The sequence below is a fragment of the Pseudoalteromonas sp. SG44-8 genome, from assembly GCF_014164125.1.
Lineage (GTDB): Bacteria > Pseudomonadota > Gammaproteobacteria > Enterobacterales > Alteromonadaceae > Pseudoalteromonas > Pseudoalteromonas rhizosphaerae.
The window spans coordinates 64095-79683 of the sequence record NZ_JACJEQ010000009.1; the positions used below are offsets into that span (position 1 = coordinate 64095).

Genomic DNA, 15589 nt, shown 5'->3' on the forward strand with positions numbered 1-15589 from the left:
TTCCTTAAAGTTTTGCAGTATCTAGCGCCAAGTGGCTGTAAGTATGCCATTGGCTTAAATCATTTGTGATAATTTTTTCACCAGCGTTTGCACCTGCGGTGATGAGTAAATCTTTGCCCGTTAGCTCGCCAAAGGTGATCTCTTGTTGCTGTAATTGCGCTTGATTCGCTGAGTGTTTATAGAGCAGTTGCGCACCGAGAGGTTTTAATCCTGGTTGCTGGCTCACATAGAGGGCATTTTCTTTACGCTCAACAAATACTAAAGCATTGACAGGCTGCGCAGGACGCAGATTGGTCGGTAATGGTTCACTCAGGTGTACTTCGGCAATAATAAAGCCGTTTTCGACTACGGATGTTAGTTGCTTAACTGTGCCTTTTAACATGCCTGATGGATGTTTTAGTTCGACTCGAGCACCAAGTGTTATGCGCTCAGCAATGCGTTGCGGAATATTTAATTTAGCCATTAGTTGGCTTTTTGAGCCCACTCGCGCCATAGCTTGTCCTTGGCTTACTCGCTGACCAAGTTCAATATCTAAGCGCTGTAATGTACCTGCAATCCCTGCGATGATTGTTAATGCCGTCACTTTATTACTGACTAAATCTACTTGTTTTTGTTGCTGTGTTAATAAAATTTGTTGCTGCTGCAGTTCTAACTTGTGCATTTCTTTTTGTTTTTCAAAACGGTAGATTGCAAACTCAAGACGCTTTTTAAGTTGTTGGTATTTCAACGTAGCTCGTTCTAAATCAATTTTGGCGGCGATACCTTGCTCTGATAAGCGCTGATTGACATCAACATCTAATTTAGCGCTTTGTATTTGGCTATCAATATCAGCAAGCTCAGCTTGAAAGGTCAGTTGCTCATTTTGTTTTTGAAATTTAAATGCAGCAAATTCAGAGTGCATACGTTCTAGCTTGGCTTGAGCTTCAAAAAATTGCTGTTCTAGATCTGGGTTGGTGAGTTTGGCAATCACAGTGTCAGCTTCAACATCTGCGCCAGCACGTAGATAAATTTCACTAACTTGACCAACTGCAGGGGCACTAATTAGGCGCTCATAGCGTGATGCATATTGACCATACACCGGCGTCATAATATCAATATCACCTTGTTGGACGGTCACCACATTGAGCGTACTCGCATTTAGCTGCGGCACAGCAGGTTGCACAGCAAAATAGCTGATGCTTGCAAGCAGTATGAGTGCGGCAACAATGAGGGCTATTTTAACTTTGTTTAGTTTTGTGGTTTTCTCAATATTAATATTCATAATCTACAAATCTACGTGGTTGATAGTGTAGTTAATGAAAGTTTGATGCCAGAAATAAATACTGTTTATTTTCAGTTGGTTAAATTTTTATATGGTGATTATAAAGTGATAGCTGTTCGATATCGAACACGCAGGTGTTCGGTTTTAAAAATAAAAAAGGCCACACTTGAAGGTGCGGCCTTATTATTGCGTGGTTAGTTATGCTTCGAGCGCTTTATTGATTAGGCGATCGATATACTTTTTATGTGCTTTTGTCGCTGTATCTGCACCCCATGGCGTGCTGCTGTCTGCAATTTGAGTTAATTGATAAAGCGCTGCAGTTTTTGCTAAGTTATCGTGCTTGCTTGGTTTACCTAGTCCCGCGATAGCAATTAGCTGATTGACATATTCAATTTGCAAGTTATGACTGATTGAATTAGCTGCTTTACTGTCAATAAAAATACTCGCCGTTAAATCGTTCATAAACTGACTTAAGCTATATTCATTACCGTATAGTGCCGTGTCTGAGATGCGTTGCATAACAGCGGGGTGGAGTAATTGGGCTAATACTGATTTTTGCATCCCCAAAATCATTTTATGTGGTTTTGGATCTTCATTTTTGCCGTAATGATTAAAGCCGCGACGTTGTTGTTGCATGTAGTTATATAGAGGCTGCATGCTGGTAAGTACATCTGGGGCAAATACATTTTTCGCTAAAATTTGCATGGCTTGTTGTTGGCGCTCTAGTGGCACAGGGGTAAATGGTGCAACAGCATCATTACCACCCACAACAGCGCGCTCTACGTAGACTCCGCCAATTTGGCGAGAAATTATATTCGCTTGGGTGCGATATTGACCAAATAAGCTGTTTGCTGAGATCAGTAATTGTTGGTGTGACTCACCAGCAACACGCGCTTTATCTTTGAGCTCAGTAAACAGTTTGTTGATTAGCGCCATGCGATCAGCACCATACGCTGCTGGGTTTGATGACATATCGCCAATCATCACGCGAGGATCAATATGCCTACCGGGTGCGCGCATATCATCGGCATCGTTACCAAACGCAAGTTTGTGTTCGATTGAACGGGCTAAAATCTTTTCAAGGCGTTGCTGTTCAGCTGCTTCATCCGCTAATGCTTGGCTGTAACCAAACTCAATTGCCCAATCATCATAAGGACCAGGCTTGGTTTGGAAAATATCACCCTGAGCCATACCAATAGGAGCAATATTAGCAGGGGCATAATCCATCACTGAACCTGTTACGATCCCTTGTGTTTTATTTTTGTCGTGAACGTCTTTTTCATTCCACAAAATGGATGATTTCATATTGTGGTTTAAACCTAGTGTGTGGCCAACTTCATGTAGCACTAGTTGGGTTAAACCTTGACGTAAAATTTCTTTGTCTTCAATGCTTGCACCGGTTGAAAGGCTGTTTGCTAGCATCATATTTTGTTGTATTTCATGTCCTAGCGAGCAGTTTAGTTCACCGGTATTAGCAGCACCATTGCTGTGGCTAATAGTGCCTTGTGTAAATAGCGTATCGTAAATCCAGCGATTTTTCATAAATACAAACTCAAGCATGATGTCTGAGCCTAAAATTTCACCGGTTAATGGGTTTGCTAGGGCTGGACCGTAGCCGCCAAATGGTGGCTTTGGTGATGAAGTCCAACGTAGCACGTTGTAGTTGATGTCGCCTGCGTCCCACTTTGCATCATCCGGCTGGATTTTTACTTCTATAGCATTTTTAAAACCAGCCTTTTCAAATGAGCTATTCCATGCCAGGGTTGCTTTTGCAATGGTGTCGCGCCACTCAATTGGGGTGGTGTTTTCAATCCACCAAGTAATTGGTTTTACAGGTTCGGATAACGCAGCGCTTGGATCTTTCTTTTGTAAGTCCCAACGCTTGATCACATCATTATATGGTGCCCAGTCTGGGGAGGTCATTTGATCAAACTGATTTGTGAAATAACCAATGCGAGCATCGTCAATACGAGATTGGTAATCATTCTTTGGCAGTGCTACGAATGAATGCTGTACCTTTAAGGATACGTTGCGAGGATCACTTACTGCACTTGAGCCGCGCACGCTTGGGTTAGCATTTTCAAATACGTAGTCAACAACAATATCGAGGTTATTAGGGTAAGGGCGCTGTTTGATAATACGTGACTTTTTGTCGCTCAATTTACCAAGATTAAAGCGTTTTTTGGCATTTTTATCATCTGGGTTTGGCCAAGGAGAAACTTTATGTAGTGCTTCACTTAAAAATAGTTTGTTTACATTAAAAGCAATTTTGCCTTGCTCTTGTTTTTCAATCTTAATACTAGCTAGTACCGCTTCACTGATGTTTGCATTAGCAGCTTTTGCAATAGCACTACTTTCATCAAACTGGTAACGAGGTGTTTTACTGATAATGTCTATGCGATCAAAATACTTTCTAAATTCAATAAGCTTTGTTTCACGATAAGCCCCACGGAAGTGACCAGCATCAGTAACGCCATCGACAGTATGGGCAAAGTACACAAATGGGGTATCAAGCTGTGATTCATCAATTACCATTAAGTGATCACCGGTTTTTTCATCTTGATAGAGGCTAAATATCCCCGCAAACTCGGTTTTATCTTTGATCAGCTCGGCAATGGTTTTGTCTTTTTTTTCGTCTTTTTTATCTGCGGCCAAAGCGTGGCCGTTGGTCGCTAAAGCTAAACTTAATGCTAGCGTAATGGTTGTTAACTTCATTTTATACTCTTTATTTTACTTGTTAAAATCTTATTCAGTGTACCCAAACTGACTCGGGAAGAAACAAATCTAGGATGAAATTCCTAAGCTTGTTTTTATCATTTTGATTTATATGGTTTATTTTTTATATCAAAATATAACAAAAAATATTAAATAATAGATTAACAATGGTTTTTTAAAGCTTTTTAAAGATATCAATTTTTTTGTAACAGTTGCTTACAAATGTCACGTTAATGTTTCATTCAGCTCTGTTATTATGGCTTTAGTAAAATATTAAGGGGACTGATTATGCGAACAACGATATTAAAATGGGGACTTCCTTTTGTCGCGCTTGGCATAGGGATTGTTGGCTTTGTGGGAATTAATGCGATTGCCCAAGAACCAGAAAAAAAAGAAATAGTCGACACTCGGCCGGTTGTAAAAGTTGAGGCTGTGGCTGCCAACGATCACCAAGTAATGATTAACAGTTATGGTGAAGTAAAACCGTTGGAAAACACACAGCTTTCAGCACAAGTGTCAGGTGAAGTTGTTAGTTGGCATCCTAATTTTGTCGCCGGTGGTATTGTTGGACGTGGAGAAGTTCTATTTACTATTGAAAAAGATAATTACGAAGCGGCTGTACTGCAAGCTGAAGCTGAACTAGCTCGCGCGCAGGCGATGTTAATTGAAGAGCAAGCGCAAGCCAAAGTAGCAGAAGACGAAGCTAAGCGATTCCCTAGCAAAGCACGCACCGATTTATTTTTACGTAAGCCACAAGTGCTAAGTGCACAAGCGTCAGTTAAGTCAGCGCAAGCAGGATTAAAACGTGCACAGCGTGATTTAGACAACTGTGAAGTAACCGCTCCATACGATGCATTAGTTATTAATCGTAATGTTGGTGTGGGTCAATTTGTTTCTATGGGCGCACAAGTTGCTGAATTAAATAATATTGAAACCGCTGAAGTCATCATACCTATAGCTGGGTTTGATAGTGTTTTTTTACCTGAGCGCGTCAAAGGCGTCACTGCAACAGTGATTAAAACGGGCTTAAATGGTTTTACTCGCCAAGCGGTAATAGATCGTGATTTAGGTATTGTTGATAATGCTACGCGTATGAGTAGTTTGGTTGTTCGAATTGACGATCCGTATGGTTTAGTGAATAAACAACCAGCGATTAAGTTTGGCACTTATGTACAAGTTAATTTTGCCGGCACCATGCTTAATAATATCTATCGTTTACCGCAAGAACTGGTGAATAACCAAATGGTATGGATAGTTAATGATGAACAGCAACTTGAACCACGTAAAGTGAAAGTGATCCGCGAAGAAGGAGAGTTCTTTTATATTAGTGATGGTTTAGAGGCTGATGATCAATTAGTTGTTACCTTACCGGAGTATCCACAAAAAGGCATGGCAGTAAAAATTGCAGGCCTTCAAGATGCTAAAGAAATAGAGGCACCGAAAAGTGCATCTACTGAACAACTATAAAAGGTAGATTGAGTTATGAATAACACCGAACTACCCAACAAGGCTAAACAAACAGGGGTAATTGCTTACTTTGCTAATAACTCTGTTGCTGCTAATTTAATGATGTTTTTTATCATTGTAATGGGGTTGATAAGTTACTTTACGATTCAGCGACAAATGTTCCCTAATATAGAAATTAACTATATTAATGTGTCGGCGAACTATCCTGGGGCCTCGCCACAAGAAATTGAAGAAAGTATTCTAATAAAAATTGAAGAATCATTAAAAGATATAACAGAGATAAAAAAAGGGGTGTATCGCGCATTTCGAAATGGCGGCACGGCCAGCCTTGAAATAAACACTGATGCCGAACTTACCGACGTGCTTGATAAGGTAAAACTACGCGTTGATGGTATTGCCACTTTCCCTGCTGGAATGGAACCGGTCACCATAAGTCAAGTGGAGTTTCGCCAAGACGTAATAGGTATGACGCTGGTGGCCGACTTACCCTTAATTGAATTAAAACCTATAGCCAATCAAATTGAGAATGAGCTGTTACAGCTATCTAATGTGTCATTGGTGGTTAATGACGTTCCTCTGGATGAGATCGCAATAGAAATTGAACCAGATACATTACGCCAATATAATTTAACTTTGTCGGACGTGGTAAATGCTGTACGTCGTTATTCGGCTAACTTTTCAGCTGGGCAATTAAAAACAGATGCAGGAGTTATTTCGGTTCGTGTAGAGAATCAGTTTTACTCGGGTGAAGAGTTTAGACAAATTCCGGTTAAAATTGGCGCTAATGGCGCAAAAGTATTACTACAAGATATTGCTGTTATTAAAGACCAGTTCACTGAAGGGGAGCGTTACTTTAAGTTTAACGGTGAAAATGCGGTTTACTTATCGGTAAAAGCAACCGAAGATCAAAATATTATTCCGGTGGCTGACTCGGTAAAAGCGTATATTGATCAAAAAAATAAAGAGTTACCGCTCGGTGTGCGTTTAGAGCCATTAATGGACTTTACCTACTACCTAAATGCGCGCTTAGATATGATGAAAGCTAACTTATTTCAAGGCGCTATTTTGGTAGCAATCATGCTTTCGTTATTTTTACGCTTTAAATTAGCGCTATGGGTAATGATTGGCTTACCTGTGTGTTTTTTAGGGGCGATGATGTTGATGCCGCTGTTTGGTGTCACTATTAATATTGTGTCCCTGTTTGCCTTTATTATGGTGCTGGGGATTGTGGTGGATGACGCCATAGTCATAGGCGAAAGTGCCTACACCGAAATAGAGAAAAAAGGCGGCGGTGTTGTTAATGTGGTCAATGGCGCTAAGCGAGTGGCAACCCCTGCAACCTTTGGTGTACTAACAACTATTGCCGTGTTTGCTCCGTTTACGCTTTCGAGTGGTCCTGAAAGTGCCTTCTTTTATGGTATTTCAGTGGTGGTTATTTTATGTTTAGTTTTCAGCCTCATTGAATCTAAATTAATTTTACCAGCACATATTGCGCATACGCATTTCTCACCTATTAATCCTGATGGTTGGCGAGCACGTTTTAATAACCGTTTTTTTGGCTTTGTTAATGGCCCTTATAAACAATTTATAGTGAACTGCATAAAATGGCGCTGGACGGTGATGTTTGGTTTTATTGCGCTGTTAATTTTAACCTTTGGTTTAATTTCATCTAATCAAGTGCGTATGATCCCTTCACCTAAGGTACCTCATGACTTCCCGCAAATTAATGTAGAAATGAACGACAATGTATCCGACATTCAAACCATTAATGCGATACGTGAAATTGAAGCTATGGTGCTAGAGGTTGATAGACAAACAGAGCGTGAAGAAGGCCAGAAGATGGTGCGTGATGTGCTAGTGTTCAATCAAGGTCGTACTGAAGCGCAATTACTCGCACCATTAGTTGACGAAGAACTGCGTCCATATAATGCATTTGAGCTATCTCGACGTTGGCGTGAAGCGATGCCGGTTATCGCTGGTGTCAAATCATTAACTATTCAAGATGATGTTGGCGGCGGAGGCGGCGGTAGTGGTGGCGAGTTTGGCTATTTACTATATGGCTCTGATATCGATACGCTTAATGATGCGGGTCGTCGTTTTATACAGCTATTACAACAGCAAGAAGGTTTGTTTGATATTAGCTCAACTATCGATCCTGCCAGTAAAGAAGTGCAAATGAGCTTAAAACCAGTTGCCTATGACTTAGGCTTAGATCTGGCGGCAATTGCGAACCAAGTAGGTGCAAGCTTTTATGGTGGTGAAGCGCAGCGCGTTATTCGCCGTGGTGAAGAGGTTCGGGTGATGGTGCGTTATCCTAAGCTCACTCGTGAGGCATTTTCATCACTTAAGCATGCGGTTGTTACAACGCCACAAGGCCGAGAAGTTTTATTAGGTGATGTGGTTGAGCTAACAGAAACACCGGGCATTAGTTATATTCGCCGTGAAGGTGGTTATCGTACTGTTTACGTTTATGGCAACATTGACGAGGAAGCAATTGAACCGAGTGAGGTAGTCAAACAAGTTAAAGAAAACTTACTACCACAGCTTCAAGAAGAATACCCAAGTGTTAAGTCTGAATTAGGCGGTGCAATAGAAGAGCAGCAAGCGCAAGCAAATGAGCAGCAACTGTTTTTTGCAGGCGGGATGATTTTAGTTTATATATTATTGGCCGTACCGCTTAAAAGTTATTCACAACCTTTAATTGTAATGTCGGTTATTCCATTTAGTCTGACAGGAGCAATTTGGGGTCACTTTTGGTTTGGCTTAGACATTAGTCTAATGTCGGGTTTTGGATTAATTGCCGCAGCAGGGGTGGTTATTAATGACTCCTTGGTAATGACTGATTTTATTAATCAAGCACGCCGTGCAGGAATAGATATTAAAGATGCGGTTATAGAGGCCGGTTGTGCTCGTTTTAGACCTATATTGCTGACATCTATTACTACATTTGCAGGCGTATTGCCGATTATGTTTGAAACCAGCTTACAGGCTAAATTTGTAATACCTATGGCAGTTGCACTTGGTTTTGCTGTGATGTTTGCAACCTTAATTACACTTATTTTAGTGCCATGTCTGTATATTATTTTAACGGATATTGGGGGGTTGTTTAAACGTCCATTTACTAGCCAAAAGGTTAAAGTAAGCTAACTTTGAGTGTTAAGGTTTTGCTTACACCATAATAAAAAGCCAACCAGCTTAAGGTTGGCTTTTTTATTTTATGTCGACACAAATAAGTATAAGCTTCTGAATTATATGTAATAAATCATGTTTTAGCAGCTGTTCATAATGCTGGCAGCTTTGAGTTTAATTACAAGAGGCCAGCTATTGAGACGTAAATTAACCTTGTTTTTACAGAAAATCTCTTAACCAGAGTGCAGGTTAATTAAACTTAATTGCCAGCTTTAACTTTTGATTACATTCTTTAGTTTGATCTTCGAGCTATGTCACACTATACTCACGCTGTTTTGGCAAACTAACCGAAAGGTTAGGACGCAAAGTTTCCGGTCTAAGGTTTTAGCATTAAAACTAAGATAGCGGGGCCGTCGCACAGGGTAATACCAACCTCACTGTGTGTCATCAGCCCTACAATGTAGTTAAAAGTATTTCTTTTATCCAATAAATGCTGGATAGTACCTATTAGATATTCTTAAGGTGTTGCTTTGTTTATGCATACGTCATTGGCCTGTGGAAATTGGATGCCAATAGGTTGTCTAAATCATCATACCCAATTGTTTGTAGGTGATATGGTGACGGTGACTTTTTATGACACGCAAGGAGAGCTAGTCGATTTATCATTTCAATATGAAATTATCACCGAAGAACAAGGTGAGCCACATAATTGGCCACGCTTTGTCGCGGAATATATTAATACTCATATACCCTTAGTCGAAGCAGGAAGAATGACTGAGCAAGGTTTAGTGGTAGCTTATCGTTCAAACCAGATTTATGCACTCGAAGGTTGCGGGATTACTCGTGCGGAATTAACTTTTCAATGTATTGCTAAATGTGATGATTACCAGGTTGTTAAGCCCGCATATGATTATATCTATCCTGAAAAGTGTGGTGTATATAATGCGGGTGTAAAAGTATTACAGCCAAAAACAGGCTTAATTTATAAATGTAAACCTTGGCCTTTCAGCCAGTTTTGCAATGTGAAAGAAGAAAATAATCCACTTTACGAGCCCGGTGTTGGACAAAGTTGGCACCTTGCTTGGCAGCAAGTTTCCCCTTAATGCTATTTAGCATTTTTCGGCCCACTCATTGAGTGGGCTTTTTTATGCACTTTTGAAAATTATGTTAAACTCCAGCCATCGAAATTTTTTATTGGTTTTTCTGTGGCTCTATCAAACTTATCGTTGTCTTCACTTCCTAATGCTCCTGTTGCGCGTAAACAGCCGCACACGTTAACAACACACAAAAAAATACGCATTGATGATTATTATTGGATGCGTGATGACGAACGTACAGATCCAGCGATGCTGGCACATTTAGCTGCTGAAAATGACTATTGTGAACAGCAACTAGCGCCTATTCAGTCTTTTCAGAAGCAACTGTTCGAAGAACTAAAAGGGCGTATTGTTAAAGACGATAATACTTTTCCCGTTAAAGATGGCCAGTATTGGTATCACTCTGAAGTACGTGGCGATGATGAATATTCTCGCCATTACCGTAGTCGTCAGATGGATGCCGCAGATAAGCAGCTACTGTTAGATGTAAATATACTTGCAGAAGGTTTTGAATTTTATGAATTAGGCGAGGTGGCAATTAGTCCTAATGAACAATTGTTGGCTTACTCTGAAGATACCGATGGCCGTCGTATCTATACCGTAAAGTTTAAAGTTATTGATAACGATGATTTACTTGAAGATGTATTAGAAAACACCGAAGGGCAAATCGTTTGGGCAAACGACAATAAAACGGTTTTTTACGTAAAGAAAGACCTTAAAACGTTATTAGGTTATCAAGTTTATCGCCATGTATTAGGTACTAAGCAAGCGCACGATGTATTGGTATATGAAGAGCAAGATCGAAGCTTTTTTATGGGGCTTGGTAAAAGCCGTGATGAGGGGCTGATCATTATTGATTTAGCCACTACAGAAACGAACGATACTTGGGTGCTAGATGCTGATCAGCCGCAAGGAGTGTTTACTCAGTTACTGCCACGCGAAGAAGGGCATGAGTTTGATGTTGATAAACTCGGCGATACGTTTTATATCGTGACCAATTGGCAAGCTAAAAACTTTCGTTTAATGACGGCTAATACAAGTACCATTGCAGATAAAACACAGTGGCTTGAGCATACCCCTCATCGTGATAGCGTTTTATTAGAAGGCGTAGAGCTGTTTGACGATTTCTTGGTGCTTACTGAGCGCGAGCAAGGACAAACACGCTTTGTGGTCATTAATAAGCAACAGCAGCGTATGACCTTAGAATTTGATGATCCTTGTTATTATGCTGCCATTGCAATGAATCCTGAGCATGATACGCACGTAGCTCGTATTTATTACTCAAGCCTCACCACGCCAGGTTCATTATTTGAAGTAGACTTAAATAATGGTGATAAAACTTTATTAAAACAACAGCAAGTATTAGGCAGTTTTGATCCGCAAAACTATGCCTCTGAAAGATTAATGGTAACAGCGCGTGATGGTATTAAAGTGCCCGTGTCGCTGGTTTATCGTAAAGATAGTTTTGCTAAAAATGGCACTAATCCACTGTTTCAATATGGTTATGGGGCGTATGGCATAACCATCGATCCGAGCTTTTCGAGTACCTCATTAAGCTTACTCGATCGTGGTTTTGTGTATGCCATAGCACATGTTCGTGGTAGTGAGATGTTGGGTCGTGATTGGTACGAGCAAGGCAAAAAACAACATAAGCAAAATAGCTTTAACGACTTTATTGATGTAACCAAAGCATTGGTTGAGCAAGGTTATGGTGCGCAAGATAAAGTGTTTGCTTCAGGCGGTAGTGCCGGTGGCTTACTAATGGGAGCGGTTGTTAACCAAGCGCCAGCGCTTTATTTAGGAATTGGCTGCCATGTGCCATTTTTAGATGTGCTAACCACCATGCTGGATGAGTCAATACCTCTAACTACCAATGAATACGATGAATGGGGTAATCCAAATGACCCTGCCTATTATGATGTGATTGCTCAGTATTCACCGTATGACAATATTACCGCACAGGCATACCCACATATTTTAGTGACTACCGGTTTGCATGATTCACAAGTGCAATATTGGGAGCCGATGAAGTGGGTGGCTAAAATGCGTGAATATAAAACTGACGATAATATTTTGGTGTTTAAAACCGATATGGATGCCGGTCACGGCGGAGCATCAGGGCGTTTTAAAAGCTTGGAAGAAAAAGCATTAGAGATGGCTTTCTTTATCAGTTTGGCTGATTAAGTGTGATTTTCTATTCAATTGAGTTTCACTATGTTTGGAGGTACTTATATGTTTAATGTGCATGGGCGCTGGGAATACTCAATTGAATCACCAACGATATATATCAAAGTGATTGGTTGTTTTAATCGAGAAGGTATACAGGCTTTTACCAAGGATGTATTTGCTGATTTAGCAAAGTTGCCGCCTCAATCTATTGAATATGCGGTGATTAATTTAGTTGAGTTTGAATTAGCGACCGCAGATAGCTTGGCGGTTGCAACTGAATACTTTCATGGTGTTAAAGCGCGCGGTTATAAACGTGTTGTTTATATTCAAGCAAGTGCTGTAGCCAAAAGTTTGCTGGAACATATCTGGCGGGGTAGCGATATGGATATACAATTTTACGATGATATTCCAGGTTACTTAGCTAAGCACCCGGAACATCTATATATTAAAACCTGGTTATGATTAATTTAAATATGCTTTAAGCATCCACACTAGCTTCTCTTGCTCAGTTATATAATCACTCATTAATGAAGCCGTACCTTCATCTTGTGCATCACTTGCTTGCTCTAAAATATCGCGCTGCATTTTAATTAGCGTGCTGTAACCAGCGAGTAAGTTTTCGACTGCTGCGACACCATCACTGATATTTTTTGCTTCTTTAATTTTGCTGATCTCTAAGTAATTAGAAAATGCATGCAGTGGTGCGCCATCAAGCGTTAAAATACGCTCAGCGACTTCATCTACTTTTAAAAGTAATAGGTTATAAATTTCTTCAAACTTGATGTGTAGTTCAAAAAAGTTGCGACCTTTAATATTCCAATGAAAACCGCGGGCATTCATATATTGAATTTGATAACTACTTAGCAGGGTATTGAGTGACTTGACGATATCTTCACTTTTCGCGCTGTTAAGACCAATTGCGTTTACCTGTGACATAACTTCTCCTTAATAAACTGATAAGATGTTTTCTAAACAATGAAGCAAGTATCAGCCATTTTTAGTAATCTGTAAAATGGTTAAAATCGATAACCTCAATAGATTTTACCTATTAGCCAACCTGCTGTAGTAATTAACTTGTTCGTACAATAGAGATGGGCTCCAATCTTTAAAAAACCACCCTAAAAATCAAAATAACCGCAAATCGCTTAATAAAAGCACAATAAGATGATCTAAAACAAGCTTTTATAGCAAGCTATTACATGGCGAGTGGTTATTTGATTTAGGTCAAAATTAACGTTTTTAGTCGGCGCATAATCAACACAGATAAATTTGATGGAGAGATAACATGCAGGCTAAAACACAAAAAGAAAGTAAAATGGAATTAGTTGTTATTGGTATAGCGTTGTTGGCATTTGTAGTTGGCTTAGTCGGCCATTTAGCAGGAGCAAGCTTTGCTAACTTTGATACCTTTGGTTATATCGCAGCGCCAACACCACTGATCTTAGCAATCATCGCATTTGTTGCCTATAAAGTGGCTGCTAGTGCAGAAGATTAAACCAGCAACTCAACAATATAATTCATCACTTGGCGTGAGTAGATCATACTGGTGTGACTTAAATGAAACACTTTATGTTCTGCCATGCCTTTGAGTTTGGTTTCATCAATTAATACCGTGCCATCTGATTGACTACCTTTGGCAATTAGCGGCATGAGGCCGATCGGTAAATCGCCAGCAATACTATAAAGCTTGGCATTAAATGGCCAATCACCATTTTCGGTCAGTAAAAATTCCACACTGTTTTTTAAAAATACATCAAAGCCTTTTTGCTGCATTCTGCGGGCTATATGGCTGCCTTTATGCGGTGTGCCTAAAGTAATAACTTTTGTTACGTTTTGGCTTTGTTGAGAATTTGCAGCAAGGTATGCGCGCGCCACCAGTCCGCCCATTGAATGACAAACAAGGGCCGTATTTTTATCATTAATAAAATTATCAATCTGTTTAAAAATAGCGGCGCGATCGGGAGACAATGTATTGTAAGAGAGGTTGAGAATATCCAACCCAGACTTTTCAAGCTGCGAGCATAAAGGGCGCATTACAAAGCCAGACATATACAATCCGTGTAATACCACAACGCGTTTAACAGTCATACACCCTCTTAATCTATTGAACCTACAATTACATTAATTGTACTGGTTTTATTTCAATGTTAACTGAATCAGAGCTCACCCATACATCACCATCTTGAATGGTAATAGTCAGCGATATATTGCGATCAACCAGCGCTGCCAGCGCTTGAGTTGTAGCAAAATCTAAACTAAAAATACTTAAATTTTTAAACTCATACAATTTAGGTTGATGCTTTTGCCACCAAATTGCTTGGTTGTTTTCACCATAAGTGTATAGCACCACTTTTTTAGCTTTATTACAGGCTTTTTTAACACGCTTTTCATCAGGTAAACCAAGCTCAACCCACAGCTCGATCTCATCGCTATAGCTTTTATGCCACAGCTCTGGTTCATCATCAGCCGATAAACCTTTAGTAAATTCTAAACCATCACAGGCATTAAGTGCATAGGCAAGCAAGCGGATCATCAAGCGTTGCTCGGTTTCTGAAGGGTGTTGTGCCAAGGTTAAATTAAAGTCTTGGTATACGTTGCGGTCCATATCGCTTAGCGATAACTGCGCTTTAATAATCGTCGATTTAAGAGCCATAACAGTTTATTTAAAAAAATTTGCGCCAGTATAGCGCAATTAAGGGCTGAGCCAGTTAAAATAGCCCGAAATTATCTGTAGGAGTTAAAAATGGCTATCCAGTGGTTCCCTGGGCATATGAATAAAGCCCGTAATGAAATTAAAGAAATAATGCCACAAATGGATGTGATCATTGAAGTGCTTGATGCGCGCATTCCTTACAGTAGTGAAAACCCGATGGTGGCGACGTTGCGTGAAGGTAAGCCGGTCATCAAAATTTTGAATAAAGCTGATTTAGCCGATCCTAAAATGACGCAAACGTGGAAGGATTACTTTGAGCAAGAAAATGGCGTAAAAGCGATTGCGTTTGGTAATGATAAAGCGGCTGAAGTTCATCGTATTAATGAACTGTGTAAAAAATTAGTGCCGCATAAAGTTGGTGCTGATAAACAAATTAAAGCCATGATCATGGGTATTCCTAACGTGGGTAAATCTACGTTAATTAATGTGTTAGCGGGTCGTATTGTTGCGAAAACAGGCAACGAACCGGCGGTTACTAAAGCGCAGCAACGTATTAAGCTTGAAGACGGCATCATGCTTTACGACACACCGGGTATGTTGTGGCCAAAAGTTGAAAATGAAAACTCAGGCTACCGTTTAGGTGCTACAGGTGCGATACGTGATACCGCACTTGAATATGAAGAAGTCGCTAGTTACACCGCTGAATATCTATTGCGGGCGTATCCTGAACTTTTAAAAGCGCGTTATAAAATTGATGAATTACCTGAAAATGATTGGGAATTTGTTGAAATGGCGGGTAAAAAGCGTGGTTGTATTCGTGGTGGTAACCAAATTGATACTTATAAAATGTCAGAAATTCTAATTAATGAATTACGCGATGGCATAATTGGTCGTATCACTATGGAAACTCCAGCTATGCGTGAAGAAGAAGAAGTGATGGTTGCAGGGCTTCGTGCTGCGGCTGAGGCTAAAAAAGCCGCTAAAGAAGAAGAGAAAAAACAACGTCGAGCACGAGCACGTAAAAACCGCCGGTAATTGTTTTTCCACTGGTTAGCTCACTAAATTACAGACATAAAAAAAGCCCGTAAGGGCTTTTTT

At 40.1% G+C, this 15589-nt stretch carries 12 protein-coding genes and 1 riboswitch; of the genes, 7 read left to right on the plus strand and 5 right to left on the minus strand.

Annotated features, from left to right (window positions below):
* Window positions 1-4: 4 nt before the first annotated feature.
* Both H5163_RS09595 and H5163_RS09600 read right to left on the minus strand, forming a co-directional pair.
* Window positions 5-1261 carry an efflux RND transporter periplasmic adaptor subunit gene (locus H5163_RS09595; RefSeq protein ID WP_182730697.1) on the minus strand — a complete coding sequence of 419 codons (1257 nt, stop codon included), beginning with the start codon at window positions 1259-1261 and terminating at the stop codon, window positions 5-7.
* A gap of 198 nt (window positions 1262-1459) precedes the next feature.
* A complete protein-coding gene (locus H5163_RS09600; RefSeq protein ID WP_182735012.1) occupies window positions 1460-3976 on the minus strand; it encodes a zinc-dependent metalloprotease in 2517 nt (838 codons plus the stop codon).
* 288 nt (window positions 3977-4264) lie between these two features.
* Here H5163_RS09600 and H5163_RS09605 point away from each other — a divergent pair, with 288 nt between their 5' ends.
* From H5163_RS09605 to H5163_RS09625, 5 genes are all read left to right on the plus strand, one after another.
* Window positions 4265-5443 (plus strand): efflux RND transporter periplasmic adaptor subunit, encoded by a 1179-nt coding sequence (locus H5163_RS09605; RefSeq protein WP_145240236.1) that lies wholly within the window; start codon window positions 4265-4267, stop codon window positions 5441-5443.
* A 15-nt stretch (window positions 5444-5458) separates the two neighbouring features.
* On the plus strand, window positions 5459-8590 hold the full coding sequence (locus H5163_RS09610; RefSeq protein ID WP_145240238.1) for an efflux RND transporter permease subunit: 3132 nt from the start codon (window positions 5459-5461) through the stop codon (window positions 8588-8590).
* A gap of 309 nt (window positions 8591-8899) precedes the next feature.
* Window positions 8900-8990: riboswitch (cyclic di-GMP riboswitch) on the plus strand.
* A gap of 118 nt (window positions 8991-9108) precedes the next feature.
* Window positions 9109-9675 carry a chitin-binding protein gene (locus H5163_RS09615; RefSeq protein ID WP_145240240.1) on the plus strand — a complete coding sequence of 189 codons (567 nt, stop codon included), beginning with the start codon at window positions 9109-9111 and terminating at the stop codon, window positions 9673-9675.
* Between the two features lie 102 nt (window positions 9676-9777).
* The gene (locus H5163_RS09620) at window positions 9778-11853 is read left to right on the plus strand and encodes a S9 family peptidase (RefSeq protein WP_182735013.1); all 2076 of its coding nucleotides are present in this window, start codon (window positions 9778-9780) and stop codon (window positions 11851-11853) included.
* A 48-nt stretch (window positions 11854-11901) separates the two neighbouring features.
* The gene (locus H5163_RS09625) at window positions 11902-12300 is read left to right on the plus strand and encodes a hypothetical protein (protein ID WP_182735014.1); all 399 of its coding nucleotides are present in this window, start codon (window positions 11902-11904) and stop codon (window positions 12298-12300) included.
* Here the strand turns inward: H5163_RS09625 and H5163_RS09630 are convergent, their stop codons facing one another.
* Window positions 12301-12774 carry a Dps family protein gene (locus H5163_RS09630; RefSeq protein WP_182735015.1) on the minus strand — a complete coding sequence of 158 codons (474 nt, stop codon included), beginning with the start codon at window positions 12772-12774 and terminating at the stop codon, window positions 12301-12303.
* A 349-nt stretch (window positions 12775-13123) separates the two neighbouring features.
* On the opposite strand from H5163_RS09630, the gene H5163_RS09635 reads away from it, so the two are divergent.
* On the plus strand, window positions 13124-13333 hold the full coding sequence (locus H5163_RS09635; RefSeq protein WP_182730701.1) for a hypothetical protein: 210 nt from the start codon (window positions 13124-13126) through the stop codon (window positions 13331-13333).
* Here the strand turns inward: H5163_RS09635 and H5163_RS09640 are convergent.
* Together H5163_RS09640 and H5163_RS09645 are read right to left on the minus strand one after the other, a co-directional pair.
* Complete coding sequence (locus H5163_RS09640; RefSeq protein ID WP_182735016.1) at window positions 13330-13926, minus strand: alpha/beta hydrolase; 597 nt, start codon at window positions 13924-13926, stop codon at window positions 13330-13332. The genes H5163_RS09635 and H5163_RS09640 overlap by 4 nt on opposite strands.
* Before the next feature lie 28 nt (window positions 13927-13954).
* Window positions 13955-14491: a YaeQ family protein gene (locus H5163_RS09645; protein ID WP_145240254.1), complete on the minus strand. Its 537-nt coding sequence runs from the start codon at window positions 14489-14491 to the stop codon at window positions 13955-13957.
* A gap of 90 nt (window positions 14492-14581) precedes the next feature.
* On the opposite strand from H5163_RS09645, the gene ylqF reads away from it, so the two are divergent.
* Window positions 14582-15526: a ribosome biogenesis GTPase YlqF gene (gene ylqF, locus H5163_RS09650; RefSeq protein ID WP_182717516.1), complete on the plus strand. Its 945-nt coding sequence runs from the start codon at window positions 14582-14584 to the stop codon at window positions 15524-15526.
* Window positions 15527-15589: the final 63 nt, after the last annotated feature.

Coding starts and splice junctions, on each gene's coding strand:
- H5163_RS09595 (WP_182730697.1), bottom strand. CDS start 1,261: ATGAATATTAATATTGAGAAAACCACAAAACTAAACAAAGTTAAAATA.
- H5163_RS09600 (WP_182735012.1), bottom strand. CDS start 3,976: ATGAAGTTAACAACCATTACGCTAGCATTAAGTTTAGCTTTAGCGACC.
- H5163_RS09605 (WP_145240236.1), top strand. CDS start 4,265: ATGCGAACAACGATATTAAAATGGGGACTTCCTTTTGTCGCGCTTGGC.
- H5163_RS09610 (WP_145240238.1), top strand. CDS start 5,459: ATGAATAACACCGAACTACCCAACAAGGCTAAACAAACAGGGGTAATT.
- H5163_RS09615 (WP_145240240.1), top strand. CDS start 9,109: ATGCATACGTCATTGGCCTGTGGAAATTGGATGCCAATAGGTTGTCTA.
- H5163_RS09625 (WP_182735014.1), top strand. CDS start 11,902: ATGTTTAATGTGCATGGGCGCTGGGAATACTCAATTGAATCACCAACG.
- H5163_RS09630 (WP_182735015.1), bottom strand. CDS start 12,774: ATGTCACAGGTAAACGCAATTGGTCTTAACAGCGCGAAAAGTGAAGAT.
- H5163_RS09635 (WP_182730701.1), top strand. CDS start 13,124: ATGCAGGCTAAAACACAAAAAGAAAGTAAAATGGAATTAGTTGTTATT.
- H5163_RS09640 (WP_182735016.1), bottom strand. CDS start 13,926: ATGACTGTTAAACGCGTTGTGGTATTACACGGATTGTATATGTCTGGC.
- H5163_RS09645 (WP_145240254.1), bottom strand. CDS start 14,491: ATGGCTCTTAAATCGACGATTATTAAAGCGCAGTTATCGCTAAGCGAT.
- ylqF (WP_182717516.1), top strand. CDS start 14,582: ATGGCTATCCAGTGGTTCCCTGGGCATATGAATAAAGCCCGTAATGAA.